This is a genomic window from Candidatus Aminicenantes bacterium (genome assembly GCA_011049425.1).
GTDB lineage: Bacteria > Acidobacteriota > Aminicenantia > UBA2199 > UBA2199 > UBA876.
The window spans coordinates 1-23,840 of the sequence record DSBM01000107.1 but is presented as its reverse complement, the minus strand read 5'-3'; the positions used below and the strand labels follow the sequence as shown (position 1 = coordinate 23,840).

22 protein-coding genes are annotated in these 23,840 nt (G+C 54.1%); 9 read left to right on the top strand and 13 right to left on the bottom strand.

From position 1 onward, the window contains the following. Position 1: 1 nt before the first annotated feature. The 11 genes from mnmG to ENN40_06765 all read right to left on the bottom strand — a co-directional run bounded on the left by mnmG (position 2) and on the right by ENN40_06765 (position 9,069). Positions 2–1,849, bottom strand: coding sequence for a tRNA uridine-5-carboxymethylaminomethyl(34) synthesis enzyme MnmG (gene mnmG, locus ENN40_06815; GenBank protein HDP95055.1), 1,848 nt, complete (start codon positions 1,847–1,849; stop codon positions 2–4). 2 nt (positions 1,850–1,851) lie between these two features. Continuing rightward, the gene (gene mnmE, locus ENN40_06810) at positions 1,852–3,234 is read right to left on the bottom strand and encodes a tRNA uridine-5-carboxymethylaminomethyl(34) synthesis GTPase MnmE (GenBank protein ID HDP95054.1); all 1,383 of its coding nucleotides are present in this window, start codon (positions 3,232–3,234) and stop codon (positions 1,852–1,854) included. Then, on the bottom strand, positions 3,231–3,842 hold the full coding sequence (locus ENN40_06805) for a hypothetical protein (protein ID HDP95053.1): 612 nt from the start codon (positions 3,840–3,842) through the stop codon (positions 3,231–3,233). Before ENN40_06805 ends, mnmE begins: the two co-directional genes overlap by 4 nt. After that, positions 3,839–5,641 (bottom strand): membrane protein insertase YidC, encoded by a 1,803-nt coding sequence (locus ENN40_06800; GenBank protein HDP95052.1) that lies wholly within the window; start codon positions 5,639–5,641, stop codon positions 3,839–3,841. The genes ENN40_06805 and ENN40_06800 overlap by 4 nt, the downstream gene beginning before the upstream one ends. Continuing rightward, on the bottom strand, positions 5,623–5,871 hold the full coding sequence (gene yidD / locus ENN40_06795; protein HDP95051.1) for a membrane protein insertion efficiency factor YidD: 249 nt from the start codon (positions 5,869–5,871) through the stop codon (positions 5,623–5,625). Before yidD ends, ENN40_06800 begins: the two co-directional genes overlap by 19 nt. After that, positions 5,868–6,167, bottom strand: a complete 300-nt coding sequence (gene rnpA / locus ENN40_06790; GenBank protein ID HDP95050.1) for a ribonuclease P protein component — start codon at positions 6,165–6,167, stop codon at positions 5,868–5,870. The genes yidD and rnpA overlap by 4 nt, the downstream gene beginning before the upstream one ends. 49 nt (positions 6,168–6,216) lie before the next feature. Beyond that, positions 6,217–6,351, bottom strand: a complete 135-nt coding sequence (locus tag ENN40_06785) for a 50S ribosomal protein L34 (GenBank protein HDP95049.1) — start codon at positions 6,349–6,351, stop codon at positions 6,217–6,219. 272 nt (positions 6,352–6,623) lie between these two features. Next, positions 6,624–7,874, bottom strand: a complete 1,251-nt coding sequence (locus tag ENN40_06780; protein HDP95048.1) for a hypothetical protein — start codon at positions 7,872–7,874, stop codon at positions 6,624–6,626. Continuing rightward, positions 7,847–8,284: an ATP-binding protein gene (locus ENN40_06775; protein ID HDP95047.1), complete on the bottom strand. Its 438-nt coding sequence runs from the start codon at positions 8,282–8,284 to the stop codon at positions 7,847–7,849. Before ENN40_06775 ends, ENN40_06780 begins: the two co-directional genes overlap by 28 nt. Position 8,285: 1 nt before the next feature. Beyond that, positions 8,286–8,630 (bottom strand): anti-sigma factor antagonist, encoded by a 345-nt coding sequence (locus ENN40_06770; protein HDP95046.1) that lies wholly within the window; start codon positions 8,628–8,630, stop codon positions 8,286–8,288. Positions 8,631–8,694: 64 nt separating this feature from the next. Beyond that, the gene (locus tag ENN40_06765; GenBank protein HDP95045.1) at positions 8,695–9,069 is read right to left on the bottom strand and encodes a holo-ACP synthase; all 375 of its coding nucleotides are present in this window, start codon (positions 9,067–9,069) and stop codon (positions 8,695–8,697) included. 176 nt (positions 9,070–9,245) lie between these two features. Between ENN40_06765 and ENN40_06760 the strand changes: the two genes are divergently transcribed. The 6 genes from ENN40_06760 to ENN40_06735 all read left to right on the top strand — a co-directional run bounded on the left by ENN40_06760 (position 9,246) and on the right by ENN40_06735 (position 15,176). Then, positions 9,246–9,623, top strand: a complete 378-nt coding sequence (locus ENN40_06760) for a tetratricopeptide repeat protein (protein ID HDP95044.1) — start codon at positions 9,246–9,248, stop codon at positions 9,621–9,623. After that, the gene (locus ENN40_06755; protein ID HDP95043.1) at positions 9,577–10,209 is read left to right on the top strand and encodes a hypothetical protein; all 633 of its coding nucleotides are present in this window, start codon (positions 9,577–9,579) and stop codon (positions 10,207–10,209) included. The genes ENN40_06760 and ENN40_06755 overlap by 47 nt, the downstream gene beginning before the upstream one ends. Before the next feature lie 9 nt (positions 10,210–10,218). Beyond that, entirely contained in the window at positions 10,219–13,107 is a 2,889-nt protein-coding gene (locus tag ENN40_06750) for a hypothetical protein (GenBank protein HDP95042.1), read from the top strand. Positions 13,108–13,563: 456 nt separating this feature from the next. After that, a complete protein-coding gene (locus ENN40_06745) occupies positions 13,564–13,827 on the top strand; it encodes a hypothetical protein (GenBank protein HDP95041.1) in 264 nt (87 codons plus the stop codon). Positions 13,828–13,895: 68 nt separating this feature from the next. Beyond that, positions 13,896–14,159, top strand: a complete 264-nt coding sequence (locus ENN40_06740) for a hypothetical protein (protein HDP95040.1) — start codon at positions 13,896–13,898, stop codon at positions 14,157–14,159. Between the two features lie 21 nt (positions 14,160–14,180). Beyond that, positions 14,181–15,176, top strand: coding sequence for an asparaginase (locus tag ENN40_06735; GenBank protein HDP95039.1), 996 nt, complete (start codon positions 14,181–14,183; stop codon positions 15,174–15,176). A gap of 219 nt (positions 15,177–15,395) precedes the next feature. Here ENN40_06735 and lpxC read toward each other — a convergent pair whose 3' ends face one another. After that, complete coding sequence (lpxC, locus tag ENN40_06730; protein HDP95038.1) at positions 15,396–16,724, bottom strand: UDP-3-O-[3-hydroxymyristoyl] N-acetylglucosamine deacetylase; 1,329 nt, start codon at positions 16,722–16,724, stop codon at positions 15,396–15,398. Then, the gene (locus ENN40_06725; GenBank protein ID HDP95037.1) at positions 16,721–19,669 is read right to left on the bottom strand and encodes an ATP-dependent Clp protease ATP-binding subunit; all 2,949 of its coding nucleotides are present in this window, start codon (positions 19,667–19,669) and stop codon (positions 16,721–16,723) included. The genes lpxC and ENN40_06725 overlap by 4 nt, the downstream gene beginning before the upstream one ends. Positions 19,670–19,904: 235 nt before the next feature. Here ENN40_06725 and ENN40_06720 point away from each other — a divergent pair, with 235 nt between their 5' ends. The 3 genes from ENN40_06720 to ENN40_06710 are packed head-to-tail and all read left to right on the top strand — an operon-like array spanning position 19,905 to position 23,726. Then, positions 19,905–22,265, top strand: coding sequence for a serine/threonine protein kinase (locus tag ENN40_06720; GenBank protein HDP95036.1), 2,361 nt, complete (start codon positions 19,905–19,907; stop codon positions 22,263–22,265). Positions 22,266–22,284: 19 nt separating this feature from the next. Then, positions 22,285–23,427: an acyl-CoA dehydrogenase gene (locus ENN40_06715; GenBank protein ID HDP95035.1), complete on the top strand. Its 1,143-nt coding sequence runs from the start codon at positions 22,285–22,287 to the stop codon at positions 23,425–23,427. 35 nt (positions 23,428–23,462) lie between these two features. Beyond that, positions 23,463–23,726 (top strand): YHS domain-containing protein, encoded by a 264-nt coding sequence (locus ENN40_06710; GenBank protein ID HDP95034.1) that lies wholly within the window; start codon positions 23,463–23,465, stop codon positions 23,724–23,726. Positions 23,727–23,840 lie beyond the last annotated feature (114 nt).

The window sequence follows — 23,840 nt, the reverse complement described above, 5'->3', positions numbered from 1 at the left end:
TTTACAAAACCGTCCCGGTTTTTTTTCCCCTGTCTTGAAGTGCCAGGTGAATACGAATCGCCGTAACCGCCGCCGGCGTAACCCCGGGAATATCCATGGCCTCACCCAAGGTGACGGGCCGGGCATGTTGCAGTTTCTGCCGGATCTCGGTGGACAGGCTTTCAACCGCGGCGTAATTCAAATCCCCGGGGATCGGTTGTGACCTCACCCGCGCCAGGCGCAGGGCTTCTTCTTTCTGGATGTGGATATAACCTTCGTATTTCACAACCGCTTCAATATAGGAGGCATCCGTTAGATTGAAGGGCTTGAGCAGGGGTTCGTTCCACAATGATTCCACCTGCTGGAATCCCATTTCCGGTTGCTTGAGCAATTGGATTAGGCTGCGGCTTTCTCCTTTGAAATGGACGCGGCTGTTCGCCATTTTGCTCACCAGGGCATGCAAGCGCCGCAAGCGCCGGATTTGTTTGCGATAATGGCGTTCCTCCACCAGCCCCAGTTTCCGGGCCAGACCCCCCAAGCGTTCAAAAGCGTTATCTTCGCGCAATTGCAGGCGGTATTCCGCCCGCGAAGTAAACAGGCGGTATGGTTCATCCACCCCTTTGCGCACGATGTCGTCGATCATCACACCGATATAGGCCTGATCCCGCCTCAGCACGACCTCCGGTTCACCACGAATGTAGGCCACGGCGTTGATTCCGGCCAATAAGCCCTGGGCCGCAGCCTCTTCATATCCCGAAGTTCCATTCACCTGGCCGGCAAAAAAAAGTCCGGCAACCCTTCTGGACTCCAGGTTGGGCTTGAGCTCGGTGGGCTGGAGGGAATCGTACTCGATGGCATATGCCGGGCGCATCATTACGGCATGTTCCAGCCCGGGAATTAGAGCAAGAAATTGCCGTTGCACGTCCACGGGCAGACTGGAAGACAATCCGTTTGCATACACTTCCCGGGTATCCACTCCTTCCGGCTCCAGGTAAATGTGGTGCGCATCGCGTTGCGGAAACTTAACGATTTTGTCTTCAATGGACGGGCAGTAGCGGGGACCGATGCCCTTGATTTGACCGGAATAGAGCGGAGAACGATAAAGGTTCTTTCGAATTACGCGGTGAACATCGCGATTGGTGTGGCCCAGGTAACAGACCACCCGATTGCGAACCTTGTGCCGCGTGTGCGCGGAAAAGGGAAGCGGCGGTTCATCTCCGGGCTGGAGAGAAAAAGAACCGTAGTCTATGGAATCCGCGTGCAGGCGCATGGGGGTCCCCGTCTTCAAACGCAGCACCTCGAAACCCATTTCGCGGATTTGCCGCGCCAGGTCCAGGGATGCCGGCTCATTTGCCCGCCCGGCGGAGAACACATTTTCCCCAATGGTAATTTTTCCTTCCAAAAAAGTGCCGGCCGCCACCAACACGGCCCCGCAGTTGATTTCATCCCCTTCCTGCAATCGCACCGCCACCACTTTATTCTTGCGCACCACCAGTTCACGCACGGTTGCCTGGTACAAAGACAGGTTCGGAATACGTTCCAGTCTGCGCCGAACCACTTCCCGGTAGGCATTGCGATCGTTCTGGGTACGGGTCGCCCGCACCGCCGGCCCCCGGCTGCGGTTCAGTACCTTGAAATGGATGCCGGTATCATCGGCGGCCCGTGGCATGATGCCGCCGAACACGTCAATTTCGTGTACCAGATGTCCCTTGGCAATACCCCCAATCGACGGGTTGCAGGACATCTGGCCAATGCTCTCCAATTGCTGGGTGACCAGCACCGTGGAGATTCCCATCCTGGCCGCGGCCGCCGCGGCCTCAACGCCCGCGTGACCGCCGCCGATCACCACCAGGGTTTCAGGCCGTTCCATGGCTATTTACCGATACAAAAGCGGGAGAACACCGCGTTCAGAACATCCGCGGATGTGATTCCACCGGTCAAAAGACCGATGCAGTCCATCGCCTGGCGCAACTCCTCGGCCAGCAACTCCGCTTCGGGTTTTGTGTTTTCCAGACCGCCACAAATCCGGGTTAACCGCTCTTTTAACTCACGCAGCAACTCCCGTTGTCGCGCGGACACGGCAAAGTCGCTCTTTCTGTGGGTCAATCCATGCACGCGGCGCCGCAGGTAATCCCGGATTTCAGGCAAGTCGGGCTCACCCAGTGCACTTGCTTCACAATATTCTTCTCGGGCATAGCGTTTGCGAATCCGCTCCAGGGTACCGGCATCAGCCCGATCCATCTTGGTTGCCACCACCAGCCGGCAGTGCGCGGCGGTCAATGTGTCCACCTCATGGTCCGCCTCGGTCAGCGGCTGCGATGCGTCCACCAGGAAAAGCACAACGTCTCCCGAGTTCAGGCGCTCAACACCGCGGCGGATTCCTCTGGATTCCAGTTCATTCTGAGGCCCGGCGTCCCAGCCGGCCACATCCGTCAAGTCCACTGGGAAACCATCAATGTAGAGGGTGTCGGTTAAAAAATCCCGGGTGGTGCCGGGTTGTGAAGAGACGAGCGCACGATCATGCCCCAGCAGGGCGTTGAAAAGGGTGGATTTCCCCACGTTGACACGCCCGGCGATTACCACCTTCAATCCGCGACTGAGAATCTCGTTGAAGCGGGCATGTTCAAGAATCAAATGGATTTCGTTCAAAGCGGATTTCACTGCGCCCGCATCCACAACCTCCCCGATATGCTGATCTTCGCCAAATTCGATCTCGGTTTCCAGTACCGCCCCCAGTTCCACCAGGTGTGTGCGCAAGCGTTGCATGCGCCGCGACAACGCCCCCTCCATAGAGGAAAACGCCATGCGGGCGCCCTCCACAGTTCGGGAATGGATCAACTCGTTTACGGCTTCCGCCTGCATGAGATCCATGCGTCCACTGCGAAAAGCCCGCAAGGTGAATTCCCCCGGCTGCGCCCGGCGTGCGCCGGCCGCACACAAGGCCGCGATCAACCGATCCACCAGAACCGGGGATCCATGTAACGAAATCTCCACCACATCTTCGCCTGTATAAGACTTTGGCGCAGAAAAAACCGTCACCAAGCCGCGATCCAGAAGCTCTCCGCGGATTTTCAACTCGACCAGGCCGGCATGGCGGACCGGCGGGACCCGGGGCAGACCGGGGGCGCAAGACCGGACCGATGCTAATGCCCGCGGCCCGGAAATCCGTACTACCGCAAGCCCCCCGATCCCCGGCGGCGTGGACAATGCCACGATGGTGTCACTATCCAGCCAGGGATCGACTTCTTGCGTCACTTGGGACGGATGGTGATGATTTTCAGGAAGTTGTCACCGTTGCTGATCGATTCCAGGTCAGCGTACTTGTTGATGGTCATATGCACAATGCGTCGCTCAAAGGGGTTGAGTTCTTTTAGTTCCAACGGTTGTCCGGCGCTCTTTACTTCCCTGGCAAATCGATGGGCCAATTGGGTGAGTTCGCGCTCACGCTGGCGACGGAAGTTCTCGCATTCGCAGAATATCTTTTTCTCTACGGCATCCGAGAAAAGGCGATTCAACAGGTACTGGACGGCATTGAGCAGGTTGCCGTTCTGGTAGAGCATTAAACGGTAATCCCGCCCGGTGAAATGCACCAAGACGTGCCCATCGAACTCCTGGACAGTGAACTTCAGTTGCAGACCCATGGCGTCAAGCATCCGTTGCACAAAACGTTCCAGATTCGGCAACGCCTGTTCTTCCACCGCCCAGGCACGGATGCATATCTCCCGTTTCTGGCGGCCGAAAAAGCGTGTCTTTTCCGTCACGATCTCGTACTTCAGATCCTCTTCAGGCACACCAAGATCAATCGAGGCCTGCAACAAGGCATCTTTCAACGTATGGGCAAAAAACTCCTTTTTTTCACTCATTTCTTTTTCGTTCCTTTCCTGCGTTTTAATGCTTTCTGCTGGTGCTCTTCCTCTTTTTTGCGGGCGTAAATCGACTTGTTGATAAAACGCTGTTGTCCCAGTTGAAGGACGTTCGAAACCGCCCAATACAAGGTCAGGCCGCTGGGAAGATTGGCCACGAAAATGGTAATCACCACCGGCATGATGTACATCATCTTTTTCTGCATACCTTCACCGGTGGATGGCGTCATCTTCTGCAGAATGATCTGGGTGACCCCCATCAAAATCGGCAAAACGTAATACGGATCTTTTAAAGAAAGGTCGCGAATCCATAAGATCCACGGTTCATGTCGCACCGAGATGGATACGGCCAGGAGTCGAAACAATCCCCATAGAATCGGGAGTTGCAACAGCATGGGCAGGCACCCGCCGGCGGGATTGACTTTCTCCTGCTTGTACAACGCCATCATTTCCACATTCATTTTCTGGCGCTGTTCCGGATCCTTGGGATTGCGGTATTTCTTTTTGATGGCCTTGATCTTGGGTTGCAATGTCTGCATCTTGGCCATGGATACACTGGAAGAATAGGTGAGGGGGAAAAGCACGAGCTTGAGGAAAAAAGTAAAGATTACGATGGCCCAACCGTAGTTCGGCACGAAACCGTGGACCAGGTTGATGCCTTTGAGCATGATCTTGGCGATTGATCCAAACCAGCCGTATTCAATAACCTTGTTGGCGTGATAAAACCGGTCGGTTATGCCGGCCAGGATTTCTTCATCCTTGGGCCCCATGTAAACCGGGCCGGGATTGACCACGGTCATGTAGGCGTAAAGAATTGGTTGCTCCTTATCGGATCGATCGCGGATCAGGTTCCAGCGAACCTCCGAATCTTTACTGGAGGTATCAAAAATAGCGGCAAAATAGGTGGTTTCATAGGCCGTCCAATAATAGTGGCCGTTCAACACCCCCTGTGCGGTTTCGATCTTCGGGTTGTCCGTGGTGGGAAGGGCTTTCTCTTTGGCGAACACCACCGAGGTGATGTCGGAACCGTCGTAAGCGCCGATTTTAAGGCCCGCCTGCATGGCACGGTCGGGATCGCGTTCATTTTCCAGGTCCGGGCCGAACACCAGGGGCACGTCCAGTATCTTGCCGTTGCGCACCACCTGAATGTCCAAATCAATCACGAAAGTATCCGGCTGAAACCGGAAGGTTTTGCGCACGAAGATACCGGCAGCGGTTTCCGCAAATTCAAAAACCACTTCATGGCCTTCCGCGCCCACGCGGACCGGCGCCGGGTTGGATACCCGGTATATTTCGTTGTTCAACCGCCGGAACATTTCGTCCCCGGAAAAGGGCTCAAAATGGAAAGGGTAGATACTGAAACGATCCGCGCTACGGGCCACCAGGTCCAGGGGTTTCTTTTCATCATCCATGTAGTTCTTTAACACCAGTGACTTCAGGGCCGCTCCGCGAGAGGTGAATACCGCGGAAAAGAGATCGTTTTCCACGACGACATCTCTTTCCACTCCGCCGCGGATATCCGCCTCAACCTGCGGTAAGGGATTCTTTTCCGGGTCGGTGGGATCCTCTTTCTTTTCCCTGGCGAACAGGGAAGAAACATCACCATTCCTGCGCGCTTCGCGTTCCGCGGGGACGGCGGCGGCGCCGTCAGGGGACGCCTGTGCGGTTTCACCGGGAGCGGCGGACCGGTCCAACTCCACCGGTCCACTTACCGGGGGTTTCGGACCCAGGAAATACTGGTAAACCGAAATCACGATAATCGACAGGGCAATCGCCAGTATCAGTCGTTTTGTATCCATGTTTGACTCACCTCAATTTTCTCGGGAACGGGATCAAACCCGCCGGAATGGAAAGGGTGGCACTTGAGCAAACGAGTCAGGGCCAACCAGGTGCCGTGCAGGGCACCGAATCGCTCAATGGCGCCGGCCGCGTACTCTGAACAAGTCGGCACAAACCGGCAATGCCGCCCCATGACGGGCGACAAGACTCGTTTGTACACTTTCAGAACAGTCAGTAACAGAGCTTTCATTCGCGGTAATTGGCGTTGATCAGGGCGTCGACATAGAGACGCTCAACCTTATCTCTCTCATCACGATTGAACCGCTTCTTGATGACAACCCACAAATCATAGGGAACTTCAAGCAATCCAGCGTGATGCCGAAACAACTCCTTCATGACGCGTTTTGTATAATTGCGTTGTACCGCGGTACCCACCCGTCGGTTTACCGATACGGCAAAGCGGTGATAAGGCCGGGAACTCCGCAGGTAGTACAAAAAAAAATCTGGTTCCGCGCCCGGCGGGCATGCTTCAGCATCCAACGGAATTCATCCCCGCGATGAATTCTCCGGCAACGAGGCAAACGGCGCGATTCCATTACAACGCCAGCCGTTTGCGTCCTTTGCGGCGGCGGTTGTTCAGAACGGCCCGCCCCCCCCGAGCGGCCATGCGTATCCGGAAACCATGGGTCTTTTTCCGCTTCAAGTTATTCGGCTGGTATGTTCTTTTCACAATTACCTCTCAATCCTGCGATTGTAAGAGTTTATATTACTGAAAAGCGTGCGTTTTGTCAAGCTTGAGACAATGCTGTTTGAGACAATGCGTGCAGGTGGGGACAGTCAGTAAGATGCTCCGAATCTTTTGTTTCGGGATTTTTCAATGTGTTCCGTAGAATTCCCGAAAGCACTTTCCACCCCTCCAACTGCATCCTGCCTTCCTGTCATCTGTCCCCTTTAGACTTCTTCCCTCTTCAACTTTTCAACTCTTCAACTTTACACATATCATTATTCGTGCGCTTTGAGCACAAGCAGGGTGAAATCGTCCCGGTAGGCACAACCGCCGGCAAAAACGTCTATTTCGGCAAGGATACGATCAGTCAAATCCCGGGCGCAGAGCGTGCGATTGGCGGCCGTGAGCTCTTCCAAGCGTTTGCGGCCGAATTCGTTGCCGGCCGCGTCTTCAACTTCAACCACACCGTCCGTAAACGCAACGATCACTTCACCCGGCTGCATCTCCAGCTCTTCCTGTTCGTATTCAGCGTCCGGCATGAATCCGGCCAGAAATCCGCCGCATGACAGGTGGTGAACGCGGCCCCGGGCATCAACCCGGAAAGGTGGTTCATGACCGGCATTGACATAGGTTACCCGGCGACGCGCACCGTCCACCAACATCCAGAACACGGTAATGAAACGGTTGCAATGGGTGAAATCACAGATCAGCGAATTGGCTTTGGCCATAAACCGCGAAGAAGACGAAAGAAAAAGGTCGTTTACCACGTGAAAAACCGCTTGTGAAGACGCGGCCAGCAAAGCCGCCGGCAACCCCTTGCCTTCAACGTCGGCGATCAGGATGGGGCAACCGTCCCGGCGTCGTCGCAGGATATCGTAGTAATCCCCTCCCACTTCGTGAATGGGGCGGTACTCAACACAAAGGTCAAAATTTTCCAGCGGGGGGATCTCTTGTGGCAGCAGGGAATGCTGGATATCGCGTGCGATACCGATCTCGTGCTCAATACGCTGGCTTTCTATGATGCGGTTGACCATGATGGTGTTGTTGACGGCAATCATGGCAAAGCGGGCGACAAAAGCAGCCAGGTCCAGGTCTTCGCTGCCGAGGTCATGGCGATTGAAACGCAAACCCAAACCCATGACCACGGTTTCCCCTCCAGACTCAACCCGAATCAGGTAATGAATCCGGAATTTCAGCAGTTTTTCCCGGACCGCTGTTTTCTCCGGCAACTCCTCTACCCGCTGAACTTCTTTTTTCAGTTTTAATCCATTCAACCCGATAGCGAATGGGGCTTCTTTCTCTCCGGATAAGGAAAAACCGCGCTTGCGGAATATGTCGTTCTCCCGATCGTAAAGAAAAATACGAGAAACCCCCAGCTGGCCCATGATGGTAGAGAAAAAGACCCTGATAATATGGTCGATATCAAAAGAGGAATAGAGGGTGGAAGAGAACTCCGATATGGAATTGAATTGCAGGCGCTTGAGCTTGAGCTCGCGGATCAGCCGACCGTTTCCCGCTTCTTCCATTTGATCATTTCACAGATGTTAAGTCCGTTGCTGGTAGAGTATTCCACGGAGTCCATGATTTTGCGCATCAGCTGAACGCCCAATCCGCCCTTGCGTTTCTGTTTGATCAGCCGCTCAACGCTCACCGTCGCCGGATCCAGCTCGGGGGCAATGCCGGCATAGATGATGCGGATCTTCAACCCGGCCTGCGCGGTAAAAAACTCGATGCGGATATCCCGGCCCTTCTCATAGCGGTAAGAGTGTTTGATCACATTGGTGATTGCCTCGTCAACAGCCAAAGCGATCTGTTGGACTTCCTTGTCGGGGAACTCAAGGATTCCGACCACATGCCGGGTCAACTCCACCACCATTTTCAGCAGTTCCGTGCTGGATGGGATGGTGGCAATCAGATCCGCTTCAGCTTTAAACATACTATGCAAACGCCTGAAGGGCCGTATTCTCGTCCTTTAAAAAATCGTAGATATCGGTAAAACCCACCAGGTCAAAGATATCGTACACCTGGCTGTTGACGCAACAGAGTTTGATGTCTCCCCCCTTTTCCCGGATTTCATCCAGGTATCCCATAATAACGCCCATTCCGGCGGAACTGATATAGTCCAGGTTCTCGCAGTTGATCACAATCCGCAGGACTCCGTTTTCCAAAATGCGCCGGATCTCCTGCTCAAAACGCTCCACGTGATGGGCGTCCAGGTGACCACGCGGGTAGATCACGGCAACTTGATCCAGAGTCTGGGATCTCAGTTGAAAATGCTTCATTGATTCACCTCAAACCGGCTGTCCGCGGCCATTGTAATGAATTGGCCCGGGGATTGCGATCACATTACTCAACCACCACAACCGCCACCGCCTGGTTGCGCTCATGAGAGATTGACAGGTGCAAGTGGCACAGGTTGCGGCGTTGAAATTCCACGGCCGTCCTGCCCGTCAGCGCCAATTCCGGCCTGCCCAGCGGATCGTGGCGGACTTCCACTTCATGCCAGCCCATTCCCAGCCGCCAGCCGGTTCCCAAAGCTTTAAAGAACGCTTCCTTGGCCGCGAACCGAGCGGCATAGTGGATTTCCCGCCTGGCCATCGATTCACAATAGCTGATCTCATCCGCGGTAAAGAGCCTCTCAGCAAAACGGGGATTGCGCTCCAGGGCCTCCCGTACACGCCGGACCTCAACCATGTCCATTCCCAATCCGCGCACAGCCATTGTTTGATTATATCTCAAGCTTGCCGACGACTCCACCCCTGTCATCCAAATGGGGCGGGAACACGTCCAATCAACGGCAATTGCCATGCTACGAAAAAGGCGAAAAGAGAAATCTGTCTGTTTTGAGTTATAATGACAGCAAGGCGCACCTGAAAGAATAAAGACCGGAGGTGAATGTGAAAAGCGTCACCTTGTTGATTGCCGTATTGTTACTGGCCACGGCCTGTTCCGTCCCGACCCCGCGCACAGAAATGCAATTCGCGAACCGGTTGGCGGAAGAAGACCTGTGGGACGAAGCCCGTTACCGCTGGGAAAAACAATTGAGAGAGAACCCGGAGTCCCCGGCACTGCTCAACAACCTGGCTGTTGCCATGGAACAATTGGGCAAACGCGAACAGGCGGAAAAATTGTACCGCAAAGCATTGGCGTTGGCTCCAAACAACACGATGATCCAGCGCAATTTCAACCGCTTCAAAAACCCGGACTCAAGCGAACCGGAGGATCAAGATGAAAAACCGCAACAATCTTCCCCGGAAACGGGTACTGGGCGCTAGCCTGATTCTCTTTATCGCCGTGAGCGGATGCATGGATCGGTTTGTGCGCGTTTCCGTGCCCATGCCCCTGGAAGAACCCCTGCCATTCAGACAATACTCCCGTATTATTCTGGGAGAATTCAAGGAAATCGTGGAGCCGGAAAACTACGCGCCAACCGTTCACATTCAGGATTTCTTTACCCGGGATGTGGCGACACTGATCCAGAAACCGGTGGAACTCCTCCCGGAGCTAACCCCTGAATCATCACGCCTTGGCACCTTCGGGCCCGCGCTTTTAATCACGGGCAGCCTGGAGACCAAATTCAACCGCCGCAATGTGATAGATGAAACCCGCGGCCGCTACGGAGACACCATTCGCAAGTTCAAGGACATTCAGAATTGGCGCATGCAATTGGATGTGATCCTGACCAATACGCAAACCGGAGAGAAAGTGGCCGAATTTTCCACCGCGCGGGAGTTGCGAGGAGTAGAGAACACCGACATTGAGTTCAACTACCGCAAATTGTACAACCAGGTCACCGACCGCTTCGTCAACCGGCTGACTTCAGAGGAACGCCGGCACGACCGTTTTCTACTTGTGGAATAGGTAAAGAACATGAAAAAAGGCAAAACAGCTGTCTTTTTGGTTTGGTTTGTGGCCTTCGCACTCGGTCTTTGCGCTCAATACGGATACTATGGAAAAAACAAGGTGAGGCTCTCCCAATTCAACTGGCAGTACGTGGAATCGGAAAATTTCCGCGTATATTACTATACGGAACGTTTGGATCTGATTCGCTTTATCACCCGCTCCGCTGAAGGCGCCTACAGCCGCATCTCAAAGTTTCTAAACGTCCAGGTTGAAGACAAAATCCCGCTTATTTTTTACCGATCTCACATCGATTTCGAGCAAACCAATCTTTTCCCCGGCTTCCTGCCCATCGGGGTTCAGGCCTTTGCCGAACCCGTGGCTCAGCGCGTGGTGTGTCACGGCGATATGGCTCCCGAAGAACTGGCGCGCACCATTACCCATGAACTGGGGCATATCTTTGAATTTCAGATCCTGTTCAAGGGAGTGACCCATTCCTCAAGGGCACTGCGTGCGCCGCCGCTGTGGATCATGGAAGGTTTCTCTGAATACGTCACCGAAAACTGGAACAGCTTCAGCCTGATGACCGTGCGGGATTCCGTGCTGAACGACAACATCGCGGAACTGGAGAAAGACTGGAACCTGAAGTCCGCCAGCGCTACCGGGCGTACTCCCTACGACATGGGACACCTTATATACGAATTCATTGAACACCGCTATGGCAAACGGGCCATACGCAACCTGCTGGAATCGATCCGTCCCGGTTCCCTGCTCGGAAAGCGGCGCGACCCCTTCAAGTTTTTCGGCACCTCTTCCAAGGAGTTCAACTTTGAATTCAAGAAGTTCGCCCGGGACCGGTTCCGCGACTTCATGAACCGCGAAAACCCCGAAGATTACAGCTTCCCCATAGGGCCGGAATACCCCCCTTATGCGTACGCGTTTTCCCACCGTATCTCGCCCACCGGCGAACTCCTGGCCGTGCTGACCGCCCACATGAAACGCCGCAAACTGGAGATGGTGCTGGTCTCCATGAAAGACGGCAAGGTGATCAAAAATATCACGCCCGGATTCACGTCAAGATACGATTTCATTGAGTACCAGTTCGATCCCGCGGATGGGCCATCCTTTACCTGGGATCGCCGCGGAGAAAAACTCGCGTTCTTTGCCCGCAAGGAATTCAAAAACTATCTGGTGGTCATGGATGCCGCCAGCGGAGACTTGATTTCCCAGTTGCCCCTACCGGAAATCGACGCCCCCTCTTCCCCCACGTTTTTGCCCGACAACCGCACCATCTGGTTCACCGCGGTCAAAGACTCCATTGCCCGGATTTACGAAATCAATATCGAAAAAGGCGTTCCCCGCCCGCTTTCCGACAACAGCCTCTTCATCCGCGCGCTGGACATCTCTAAAGACGGCAAAGAAGTCGTTTTCTCGGCACGCTCAGGGCAACACTTCCACATCTACACGGCCAAGCTAAACAATTTGTCCGCGCCCGTGCAGTTGACCCGGGGGAAATCCAATGACATCTCCCCTTTCTTTTCGGAAGACGGCAGGTTCATTTACTTTAGTTCCGACGACCGGGAAGCCTTCAACATCTGCGGTATTGATCGCGTCACCCGCATTCGGCACCGTTACAGCGACGTGCGCACCGGCAACTTCTTTCCCATCCAGATCCCGGGAAGCCCCGCGGAAGTGGTGATTTCATCTTTTCATAAAGGCTTGTTTACCCTCTATCGCAAAAACATCGCCGTCAGCCTGGAGCAGGAGCCCCTACCGGACCCGTCGCCGCCGGCAAGCCAGGGTGACGAGGACACGGACCGGGGAACCATCTACACATCGCGGCTCGGTCCGGCTTTCCGCACCCCGGAAATCGAGATCGAAGAGAAAGGCGACTACAAGCCGTTCAAAGAGCTCTATATCGACTCTTTGCCGAATATCGGGGTGGGTTATTCCACAGACGGCAACTTCCTGGGATACACCTACCTCCAGGCCAGCGACCTGATGGGCGACCACAACCTGAGCCTGTTCCTGGCCACCCAGTACGGATATCGTTCATTTCGCATGTCCTACATGAACCTGACCCACCGCCTTCAGTACTATGCCAGCCTTTTTTCCTGGAACGACGGCTACTACTACTATACCACCCGTTCCTATTTCTCTTTGCGCAAACGCTTCGGCCTTGACCTCGGCATCCTGTATCCATTCAGCCGTTCCACGCGCCTGACGGCGGGAGCTTCTTTCTACCGCCAGGAAGAGGATTCCGACCTGATCTACCTGCAGCGCAAATTGCCTTATGGACAGTATTTTTCCGGCTACGCCATGCCACTCACCCTGTCGCTTACCGGGGAAACCACCCGCTTCGCCGCTTTCGGCCCCCTCATGGGGCACACTTTTGACATCACGTTCCAGAAATTCCTTAATATAGGCGATTCTTTTCAAGACGCCTATACCCTGACCGCCGACTTCCGCAAGTACCTGCATCTGGATACCCAGACCCTGCTGGCATTCCGCTTGCGGGGATTCACCTCAGGCGGAGAGAACCCAATGCTCTTCTGGATGGGCGGCGACAACACCATTCGTTCCTCGGAGTACGCCCGTATCACCGGCAACCACGGATTCCACTTTAACGCGGAGTTCCGTTTTTCATTGATTCACCTGGCCGCCACTCCCCTGGGACTGATTGGTCCCGTCCGCGGAGTGTTCTTTTTCGACCTGGGCGGCGCCTGGTACAATGATCAGGACTTCCGCCTCTTCAAGCCGGACGGTGGTCTGCAGTTGCAAGATGGGATCTCGTCCTACGGGTTCGGCATCCAGGCGTTCCTTTTTGGGGTTCCCATGCATTTTGAGTGGGTGCGCCGCTGGGATTTCCGCGAATCGTATTACTACGGGTTCAACTTCTGGATCGGGTTTGATTTTTAAAACCGGAGTTGGAAGTCGTGCCTTCTTCGTTCTTGTGATGCGGAATTTTGGGCGCTGGTGATGGGGACTCGGGAGAACTTGTGATGAGAACTCCCCAGGAATGGTGATAAAAACCCATCACATAGCCTACTGGCATGTATCATCATCACAATACTTGTAAGCGCATCATCACATTTCGGACAGGCGATTCTGAACTGAGCTGCCTGGCCGGATTCATCATCACCAACACTCCTTAGTGTATAAGGTGGCAGGAGGTAGGAGACAGGAGACAGTGTACGGGCGGTTCGCGAACCGCCCCTGCTTTTTAAACATCTTCCCTTTTATGCCCGAAAGGGTACTCTTCAAAAGCCTTTCCCTTTTTAAACCAGAGTGACGTGCAAACCCACACAAAATGGAAGAGAACCCAACTTTTCAACTTTAATTGAATCCTGAACGGTTTTTGGTTACAATGCCCGCATGGCACAATTGATTGAAGTGGATTGCCCGTTCTGCAAGTCCAGGCTGTGGATCGACCTGGAAACCCACCAGGTAGTCCAGCATCAGAAAGCCGTGCGCAAGGATCCGGCCGACCTGGCGGACCTGCTGGAAAAAGAAAGAGAAAGAAAGCAAAAAGCCGACCTGCGCTTTTCCCAGGCCAGGGAACTGGAGAAAGCCAAAAAAGAAAAAGCGGCCCGCCTGTTTGAAGAGCAACTCAAAAGAGATCCGGGAAAGGAATCCTGACCCCGCCCTTCCCCTTGGAGGAAATACCCATGGAATTTAGCGAATTGAAAAAACGCATCGCCACGCAGATGAACACGGAAAAACCTGAATTCATTCAAAATACGGATACAAACGTCAACATCGGGTTCATCGACCTTTCCGCCACTCAGAAGCTGATTTTCTCGGTTTCCCAGTTTCGCAACCGCGACTACCTGGATATTCGCACCTGGTTCCAGGACCAGTCGGGAGAATGGAAGCCGACCAAGAAGGGAATTCACCTGAATCTTGAACTCTTCAACGATTTCCAGGGCATCCTTGAAAGCCTTTCCGTGGTCCTGAAAACGGACGCATAAACCCGGAAACAAACCGCACCCATGCCCCGACGCCTGCTGTTGATCCATACCGGCGGAACCATCGGCATGGTGCGGGACCAGGCCAGCGGGGTGCTTAAACCCGATCTCCTCTACGACAGCCTGACCGGTTTCATCCCTGAGTTGAAGCACTTGGCGGACATCCAGATTGAGATCCCTTTCCTGCTGGACAGTTCCGACCTGACATCAACACACTGGCAGGTCCTGGCCGAATTGATCCACGCCAACCACAACCACATTGAAGGCGTGGTGATCACCCACGGAACAGACACCCTGGCCTACACGGCATCCGCCCTGTCGTTCATGCTCGCAAATCCGCCTTTTCCCGTTATCCTGACCGGGGCGCAAAAACCCTTGAGTGAAATCCGCAGCGATGCCCGCTCCAACCTCATCAACGCGGTGGAGCTGGCGTTGTCTGAAATCCGTGAAACAGCCATCCTTTTCGACCACCGCCTGATGCGGGGGAACCGCACCGTAAAGAGCCATATCAACCACTTTGACGCTTTTTCCTCACCCAACTACCCCCTGCTGGCGCGAGTGGGCATGGACATCGAAATCTACCACCGCAACCTGCTTTCCACCGCCGGAGGATTATTTCACATCATGACGGAAATGGATAATTCCATTGACGTTTACCGCCTTTTCCCGGGCTGCCGTACCACTTCTTTTACACCCGGCCAGGACACCCGGGCCGTGGTGCTGGTGGCTTTCGGCGCCGGAAACGTTTCTCTTAAAAACGGCAACCTGATTGACCGGGTCAAACAGTGGCACCGGGAAGGCCGTCTGGTGGTGATCCTGAGCGAATCCGGAGCCGGGCGACTGGATCCCGGCTTGTACGAATCAGGGGCGCGCCTGCTGGATGCCGGGGCCGTTCACGGCGGTGACATGACCTTTGCCGCCAGCATCACCAAGCTGATGTTTTTACTGGGGCATTGCGATGACCCGGCCGGCATTCGCAAAGGGTTTCTTTCCTCCCTGGCCGGAGAACGCAGCGAGTAGAAATCAATGCACCGGCCCAGTTCGCCCAGTCCAGCATTATACGCCGAATCTTTTGTTACGGGTATTTTTTCAGTGTGTTCCGTGGTTTCTACCAGAAGAACTTCCCAACCCCCAACTGCTTTGGTAGTCCCTTAACCTCTTGCCACTGGCCATTTACCTGCATTCTCTTTTCGTTATCCAAAAATCCGTATTTACATATTTACAAGCACCGTCCCCAGTTTACAGGAACTTTTCGCGGATCAGGTTGACCATACGGGCGTTGTCCGCGTGGCCGGTTCTCTGGGCCGTGATGCGGCCGCGGATGGGCCGCCCCAACAGATAAAAATCACCCATGATGTCCAGGATTTTGTGGCGCGCCAACTCATCGGGAAAACGGAGTTTCGTGTTGATGACTTCTCCCTTGTCGATAAGGATGAAGTTGTTCATGCGTCCCCCTTCGGCGAGTCCCAGTTGAGACAACTCGTTCATTTCGTGGACAAAGCCGTACGTGCGCGCCGGAGCAATCTCCTTTTCGAAACTCTCGGGGCTGTTGAGAACAAAGTGGTGAAAAATCCGCCCCAGGGGTTTTGGATAGATCAGGGTGTAGTGCACTTCGAATCGATCTGCGGGATCCACCCGGATATAGCGTCCCTCCGGTGATTCCTCTCCAACCACCAGGGGCCGGTCGATCACGACTTCGGGAATAAATCCTTCCTGGTCCACCACACCGCTGCTGCGAATAAAATCGCAGAACGCCGAGGCCGATCCATCCCCGATCGGGACTTCCTTGTTGATCTTGATGGCCAGGTTGGTGATTCCGAATGCGTGCAAGGCGGCCATCAGGTGTTCGATGGTCCGCGCTTCGAGGCGGTCCTTTTTTACCGACGTGGCATGGTTGGTTGAATCCAGGTACTCCACCCTGGCGGGGACATACCCCTTTTCCGAGATGTTCTCAAAGCGGATGCCCTTGCCCAGTGGCAACGGTTTGATCACCATGCCGGTTTTTTGCCCGGAATGAAGACCAATGCCGTAAAAAATCCCGGACTCCCGAACCGTGCGCTGGGGCCGGGAAACATCCGGATCCGTATAGTCAAAGGTCAACACACCTGAACTTTCACGCTTGCGTCCGGGATCTTCCGGCTCCCGCTCCACTTTTCCCGATTGTTTCTCAAGCATCGACCTGAGTTTGATGTTTTCTTCCAGAACCTGTTTGTGCTCCAGCCCGCGTTTGAGTACAAAGATCACCTTGTCCAGACTCAGGGGTTTTTCCAGGAAATCATAGGCCCCGATTTTCACCGCACGCACGGCGGTGGTGATACTGCCGTGGCCGGAAATCATGATCACAATCTGGGATGGATCCAGGGTAAGGATGCGGTCCAGGGTTTCCAGACCGTCTATGCCGGGCAGCCAGATATCCAGAAGAACCGCATCCGGATTGATGTTGGCGATTTTTTCCACCGCCTCTTCTCCGGAAGAAGCAAAAAAAGTGTGGTATCCTTCGTCTTCCAGAATGGACGCCAGGGAAACCTGGATGTTTTTTTCGTCATCAACCACCAGAACCTTTTTCATGTTGTTACCGACTCCTTCTCAACCAGGGAATGCTTATCCACGGCTTCTTCGGCCGCGTTTATCCCCACATTAACCACAATCTCATTTTTTTGTAACACGCATTCCACCTTGCCGGCGTTTGCCCACTCCGCTCCCAGTGCCACCCGGGAGATGGGCTCCAACAACCGATTCTGGATCACCCGTGTCAGGTTCCTGGCACCAAACTCCAGGGAATATCCTTCGGCGGCAAGAACTTCCAGCACACCGTCTTCGACCACCAGGCACTTGCCCTGGCGTTGCAACTGCCGGCGCACGGGTTCCAGTTGCAGTTCAATAATCCGCAGGATGTTTGCCTTGTCCAGGTGGCGGAAATAGACGATTTCGTCCACACGGTTCAAAAATTCCGGGGTAAAGAAACGCCGCAACGCTTTCTCCCGTGCCGCTCGCGAAACCCCGCGCCCGGAGGAATCCCCCTGGAAACCCAGGCGTTCCGCCTGGAAAAGCGAGGTGCCGATGTTGGATGTCATGATAAACGTGGTATGGGAAAAATCCACCACGTTGCCCCGGGCATCCGTCAGGCGACCGGCGTCAAAGACCTGCAAAAAGATATTCAGCAGCTGGGCATCCGCTTTTTCTACTTCATCCAACAGGATAATAGAGAAAGGGTTCTGGCGTACCCGGTCGGTGAGTTGGTTCGTATCCTGGTAACCCACATACCCCGGCGCGGCGCCCACAAAACGTGAATAGGTGAAACGCTCCATGTATTCCGACATGTCAATGCGGATAAGATGATCTTCCGAACCGTAAAGGGCCCGCGCCAACGCCAGCGCGGTCTCAGTTTTTCCTACCCCGGTGGGACCCACGAAAAGAAACACGCCGTCGGGTCTGCGGGATTTCACTCCCAGGTCCAGCTTGTTCATGGTCACCACGGCGGAAAGTCGCCGCAATGCGTTATCCTGGCCAACAATCTGCCGGCTTAAGCGATTTGGCAGGTCGGAGAGCACGAGGTTCATAGAGACGGAAAGCCGGCTCTGGGGCAGGTTGAGTATATCCGCCAGGGCTTCAGTGACGTCGTCCTCGGTCAACTCCATGCGCCGGGAGTATCCGGCATGGACTTTGAGTTTTATCTTGGCGAAACAACGTTCCAGCAAAAGCAACGCGGACAAGGGCAAACGCCGGGACTTCAAGTGGCGTCCGGCGCTCTCCGCCACGATTTCAAGAACGCCGTCCTTTACGTCGATACGCAGATCCCGGGCCGCCGCATCCGCTCTGCGGCGCAGAATTATTTGTATGTCTTTGTTGGAGAGTTCAGAAACCTGGACACTCTGCAGATAACCCATTAAGGTATGATCCCTCTCCACCGTGTTTTTCATTTCCTCGTAATTGGTGGTGGCGATGACCTGGATAGAACCGTCGCGCAGGAATGGCTTGAGAATGTTGACCAGATCCAGTGAAGTCCCCCGAGCTCCGCCCGGAGACATCATTAAATGGATATCCTCGAGTACCAGGATGTCGTTGCAGCGAGAGAAATCGTTGAGCAACTTCAGCGCCTTTTCCTCGAACTGGCCCCGATACTTTGCGCCGGCCAACAGGTGCAGAAAATTGATCTCCCGCATCCCCCGGGCTTCTATCATGCCCGGGACATCACCATCAACCATGCGGCGGGATAATGCCGAGATCAGGGCGCTGCGACCGACTCCGCTCTCTCCCACCAGCAGGATATTGGAGCGGCTGCCGGAAATCAGGATCTCCATCATCTGGCGGATTTCCCGCTCACGCCCCACCAAATCGGGCAACGCCGTCTCGCTCGACGGACTGATCTCCAGGAACGGTTCATCCGGACGGGGTTCCTTCGGCTGCTCCGTTTTCATGCGTTCCCGAACGGCTTTCACCTTTTCGGTCACACTGTTTGAATGGGAAAGACGCAGAAACTTTTCGTAGAAACCAACCGCCCGTTCGAACTTTCCTTCCAGGCGCGATGCGTCCCCCATTAACTCAAAGGTATCGGCATAAAAGGGAAAAAACAGCACGAACTTCTGTAGCAGGTGCCGCATCTCGGCGAATTGTTTTAAGGCAAGATGACAGCGCGCTTTCATCAGCACCAGGAGCGGGTAGTGCATGCGTTCCGGTGACAAACGCTCAAGAATTTCCAGGCAGGTGGGAAAAGCCCGGTCTGCATACAGGCTGATTGCCCGCTCCAGCAGATCAAGTTTATCCGTCAGTTCGTGGTCCCCGGGAGTCAACCGCGACGCCACCAGGCGGGCACTCTCGATATCCAGGAGCGAACACAGGTAGGTAAACACGGGGATATCCAGATCTTTGCGGGTAAACCGGCGGTGATGGCCCTCCGTGATATCCAGGTATTCCAATCCCCCGGGAATCATCCGTTCCAGAAACAGGCGGCGTTGATCCCGTATCAGCACAAAGGGATAGAGGGGAATGCGGATGGCATCACTTTCAAAGCGCAGGTATGGCCTTTCGGTCTCGATCTCCTCTTCATCATCCACCTGGACAATCATGCCCGTCAGCTTCTGATCCAGAATGGTAAAAAAGTTTTCCGCCCAGAAACGGTAGTCACGGAATAATTGCTGCCGCTCACGGTCACTGCCGACCCTGTCTCGCCGATAGAGATATTCGCCCAGATTCTCCAGCACAAACCCAAAAGTCTGGCGTTCCGAGCGACCAAACAGAAACAACTTGGAATCGAACCGGGCCAGATATTTGCGAATTCTGGCCAACGCGGATACCGGGTCCGGATCAAAAAGGGCCACGCCTTCTTTCACCGCGTAATGCTTGAGTTTATGCAGGCTCTCCGCCCGGATCAGGGCATCCAGCATGTGGATATCATATTGGAGCAACTCCTCGGTGGTCTCCCAGTTCAGGGTGCGATCATCCAGTTTCAGATCCGGGAAAAACACCTGGCGGAATTCGTTGGTGTTTTTCAGTTGACTGACTTGAAGCGTCATCGTCTTTCCCGCTGTCCCGAATACCTGCCGGCCACGACGTTTGCGCAGCCGCAACGGAGGTAAAGTCCCCGGCTACGGGAACATGGCTGTTCCATCCTGTTTCCCGCACTCATCAAAGATAGCGGCGCAGAAATTCCAGGCTGGAATTGGCTTTCATTATATGAGTTCAGCCGGCGAATGTCAATTCAATTGATTTTTGATTGGGCCTTTGCTATACTTTTCAGCCCAGGCCGGCATGGACGCAATACTGGACACAATAAAGAACCACCGAGAGATCAAACTCGTCCTGATCCTGATCGCTGTGGTGGTAGCGCTAAAACTCGTCTATGAACTTCTAAAGATCGCAAAAATCCTCAATGTGCAAGACAAGTCCTTTTTTGATGCCCTCTATTCCATGCTTTTTCGCAGATACTACCTCGTTTCCCAGGCAAGAAAGACCGCAAAAGAAGGCAATTTCCTTAAAGCCGGAAAAATCTACGAAGAGATTGGAGATTTTCGCAAAGCGCTGAAAACATATGAAGACGGACAGCTGTTTACCGAAATGGGGGAATTAAACGAACGCCTGAACCGCGAAACCCAGGCCATTGAAATTTACAAGCGGATCGGCCACCTCGACGGCATTATCCGCTTGTACCTGAAACGCCGCAACATCGAAGCGGCCTGTTCCCTGTTGGAATCCAACAACCGCTTTCAGGAAGCTGCTGAGATTTATTACAACTATGAACGGTTTGAGAAAGCCGCCCAAATCTATGAACGCAAAGGTTTTTTTAAAAAAGCGGCCTATATTTACGAAAAAGACGGCAACCTGAAACGTGCGGCCATAAACTTCGAGAAATGGTTCCTCTCCAACGCGGACACAAGCGGAGGTTTCCATAAGGATTCGCGCCTGGAACAGGACCTCATGAAGGCGGTGGAACTGTATACCCGGGTGGGAGAAAACGAACGGGCATTTAACTTGCTGGTGCAGCAGGACAAGTTCGACAAAGCCGCTGAACTGGCGCAAAAGATGGAGCGGATTGAAGAAGCCGCCAAATTGTACGAGAAAGCCCAGATGCCCATACGCGCGGCCGACCTGTACGAAAAACTAGGTCAGCACCGCGTGGCGTACCAGCTACGGGGAGAGGATTCCTTTGCCCGGGGAAATACCCGGGAAGCCGCGGAATGGTACCTGAAGGGAGAAGATTACACCCGGGCCGCGGAGCTGTTTGAATGGGATCGTAGTTTTGAGAAAGCCGCATATTGCTATTTCATGAACCAGAATTTTGCGGCCGCTGCGGAAAATTACCTGAAAGCGGAAAAGGAAGAGGAAGCGGCCAAGATGTTCGAAATGGCACATCAGTGGAAGCCCGCCGCGGACATCTATTTGAAATACAAACGCTTCCAGAAAGCCGGAGAACTCTTTGAAAAAGCCGGGGAATATTTTAAGGCGGGGGGATCTTTCCTCAAAGTGGACGATGAGAAACGCGCCCTGGCAAACTTCCAGCAGGTTCACCCCAACTCACCGGATTACTTGGCCTCCATCACCCAGATGGCGACCATTTTCCTGAAACATCGCAAGCACCAACTGGTGATTGAAAAACTCGGCAAGTTGCTTGCCGACCAAACCATCTCGCCCAAAAACATCGACTGGTATTACCTGTTGGGACAGGCGGAAGAAAATGCCGGTGATTTCAAGAAAGCCCACTCCATCTACCAGATGGTCCTCAGCGAGAATTACTCCTACAAAGATGTCCACCAGCGGCTCAAAGACGTAGAAAACCTGATCCAGAAATACAAAGAGATGGCCCTGGTACAAGAGGATTCCTCCCAGCGGTATCGAATTATCCGCAAAGTGGGTGAAGGCGGCATGGGAACCGTGTACAAAGCCGAAGACACGGTTCTGCAACGCATTGTGGCACTCAAGGTCCTGAATGCCAGCCTGATCAAGGACAAGCGCAGCTTGGAACGGTTCTACACGGAAGCCCGCTCTACGGCCTCTCTTTCCCATTCCAATATCGTCACTGTCTATGACGTGGGACAACTGGGAGACGATCATTTTATTTCCATGGAGTTCATTGAAGGTGAAAACTTCATGTCCCTGATTCGCAACAACCGCCAATTCTCTATTCCCCAGGTGTTGTATATCACCATCAAGGTCCTCAAAGCCCTGGATTATTCGCACCGCAAGGGCATTATCCACCGCGACATCAAGCCCCACAACATCATGATCACCCGTCAGAAAGAGATCAAGATCATGGATTTCGGACTGGCCGTGATCCGCGGCGATATGAAAAAGGGTGAAAGCGGCATTATTACCGGAACCCCCTACTACATGTCTCCTGAACAGATTCAGGGACAGCCCACCGACCACCGCACCGACATCTACTCAGTCGGGGCCACCGTGTTTCACCTGATCACCGGTCGAGTGCCCTTTAAGGGCGAAAATGTTTTCTATCAGCACCTTTTCGAAGGCGTCCCATCCATGCGGCAGTTGCGGCCCGATACCCCCGACCGCCTGGAAGAGGTGGTTGAAAAATGCATGGCCAAGAAACGCGAAGAACGATATCAAAGTGCACAGGAAGTGTTAAACATAATCAAAACCCTTCACACCCAATAATCAAAAAGGAGAGGGAATCATGGATTTTTCCCTGGACGAAGAGCAACTTGAATTGCAGGAATTGACGCGGGAATTCGCCCGCAATGAGATCCGCCCCGTAGCCGGAGAATACGACGAAAAGAACGAGTTTGCCATGGAAGTCATGGAGAAAGCTTTCGCCGTCGGATTCCTGACCTCCGGAATCCCCGAAGAATACGGCGGCACGGGATTCTCCAGCCTTACCAACGCCGTGGTATGCGAAGAACTGGCATGGGGCTGTGCCGGCATGTACACCTCAATGATGGCCAACACCCTGGCCACAACCCCAATTGTCCTGTTCGGCACGGATGAGCAGAAACGGCAATGGCTTGAGCCCATGACCCGCGAAATGACTTTCGCCTGTTTCGGATTGACCGAACGGGAAGCGGGTTCCGATAATGCCGCCATCAAGACCACCGCGGTTAAAAATGGCGATGAATACGTGATCAACGGTTCCAAGACCTTTATCACCAACGCGGGAGTGGCCAAATTCGGCGTCATGTTCGCCTCCACCGATCCCACCCGTGGAGCCCGCGGGTTATCGGCTTTTATCGTGCTCATGGACGCCCCCGGCGTCACTGTGGGCAAACACGAAAACAAAATGGGGCACCGGGCATCCAACACGGCGGAAATCTTTTTTGACGATGTCCACATCCCGGCTGCCAACCTGTTGCGCAGGGAGGGCTTCGGTTTTATTATCGCCATGAAGACGCTCGACTACGCCCGCCCCGCCGTGGGTGCCGGGGGCGTCGGCGTGGCGCGCGCCGCCTATGAGGAAGCTTTGGAATACAGCCGCAACCGCATCCAATTCGGCCAACCGGTCGCGCACTTTCAGCACAATGCCTTTAAACTGGCCGACATTGCCACCCAGATCGAGAGCGCCCGTCTGATGGTTTACCGCTCCGCCTGGATGCTGGACCAAGGCATAAAGGCATCCAAGGAATCCGCCATGGCCAAGGTTCTGGCAACGGATGTGGCCATGCATGTCACTGTTGAAGCGGTCCAACTCATGGGCGGCTACGGATACATGAAAGAATATCCGGTGGAAAAAATGATGAGAGACGCTAAACTCCTGCAGATCTATGAAGGCACCAACGAAATCCAGAAACATGTGATCTCTCTGGAAATTCTGGGCAAACACTGACCATGGCACCTGGTTCGGGAGAGAGGTGAGAAACCATGGTGTGGCTGCGCCTGCTTTTTTTCGCACTGGCGATCTACCTGGCCTGGCGTTTGCTTTTTCCCCGTTCCGGGCGACGCCGGGAGGCAGGAAAATGGGGCCGAGGGGGCAAGCCCCTTCCGGAAGAGATGAAACAGGATCCGGTTTGCGGCACCTGGGTGCCGATCACCCAGGCCGAAAAGGCGGAAATCAACGGTGAAACCTATTATTTCTGCTCCAGGGCCTGCCGGGACCGATATCTGGAGTCAATAAAAAAAAGTTGAAAAGTTGGGTTCTATTACGTTTCGTGTGGGTAAACATATATTGGGAATCAGTAAGCAGTTGTGAGGAAGAGTACCCGCAGGGCATAAAGCATAAGCGAACGCAAACGGCAGGTT

Coding starts and splice junctions, on each gene's coding strand:
- ENN40_06805 (HDP95053.1), bottom strand. CDS start 3,842: ATGAGTGAAAAAAAGGAGTTTTTTGCCCATACGTTGAAAGATGCCTTG.
- ENN40_06770 (HDP95046.1), bottom strand. CDS start 8,630: ATGAAGCATTTTCAACTGAGATCCCAGACTCTGGATCAAGTTGCCGTG.
- lpxC (HDP95038.1), bottom strand. CDS start 16,724: ATGAAAAAGGTTCTGGTGGTTGATGACGAAAAAAACATCCAGGTTTCC.
- mnmG (HDP95055.1), bottom strand. CDS start 1,849: ATGGAACGGCCTGAAACCCTGGTGGTGATCGGCGGCGGTCACGCGGGC.
- ENN40_06775 (HDP95047.1), bottom strand. CDS start 8,284: ATGTTTAAAGCTGAAGCGGATCTGATTGCCACCATCCCATCCAGCACG.
- ENN40_06755 (HDP95043.1), top strand. CDS start 9,577: ATGAAAAACCGCAACAATCTTCCCCGGAAACGGGTACTGGGCGCTAGC.
- ENN40_06720 (HDP95036.1), top strand. CDS start 19,905: ATGGACGCAATACTGGACACAATAAAGAACCACCGAGAGATCAAACTC.
- ENN40_06740 (HDP95040.1), top strand. CDS start 13,896: ATGAACACGGAAAAACCTGAATTCATTCAAAATACGGATACAAACGTC.
- ENN40_06765 (HDP95045.1), bottom strand. CDS start 9,069: ATGGCTGTGCGCGGATTGGGAATGGACATGGTTGAGGTCCGGCGTGTA.
- ENN40_06710 (HDP95034.1), top strand. CDS start 23,463: ATGGTGTGGCTGCGCCTGCTTTTTTTCGCACTGGCGATCTACCTGGCC.
- ENN40_06715 (HDP95035.1), top strand. CDS start 22,285: ATGGATTTTTCCCTGGACGAAGAGCAACTTGAATTGCAGGAATTGACG.
- yidD (HDP95051.1), bottom strand. CDS start 5,871: ATGAAAGCTCTGTTACTGACTGTTCTGAAAGTGTACAAACGAGTCTTG.
- ENN40_06745 (HDP95041.1), top strand. CDS start 13,564: ATGGCACAATTGATTGAAGTGGATTGCCCGTTCTGCAAGTCCAGGCTG.
- ENN40_06735 (HDP95039.1), top strand. CDS start 14,181: ATGCCCCGACGCCTGCTGTTGATCCATACCGGCGGAACCATCGGCATG.
- ENN40_06780 (HDP95048.1), bottom strand. CDS start 7,874: ATGGAAGAAGCGGGAAACGGTCGGCTGATCCGCGAGCTCAAGCTCAAG.
- ENN40_06725 (HDP95037.1), bottom strand. CDS start 19,669: ATGACGCTTCAAGTCAGTCAACTGAAAAACACCAACGAATTCCGCCAG.
- ENN40_06750 (HDP95042.1), top strand. CDS start 10,219: ATGAAAAAAGGCAAAACAGCTGTCTTTTTGGTTTGGTTTGTGGCCTTC.
- ENN40_06800 (HDP95052.1), bottom strand. CDS start 5,641: ATGGATACAAAACGACTGATACTGGCGATTGCCCTGTCGATTATCGTG.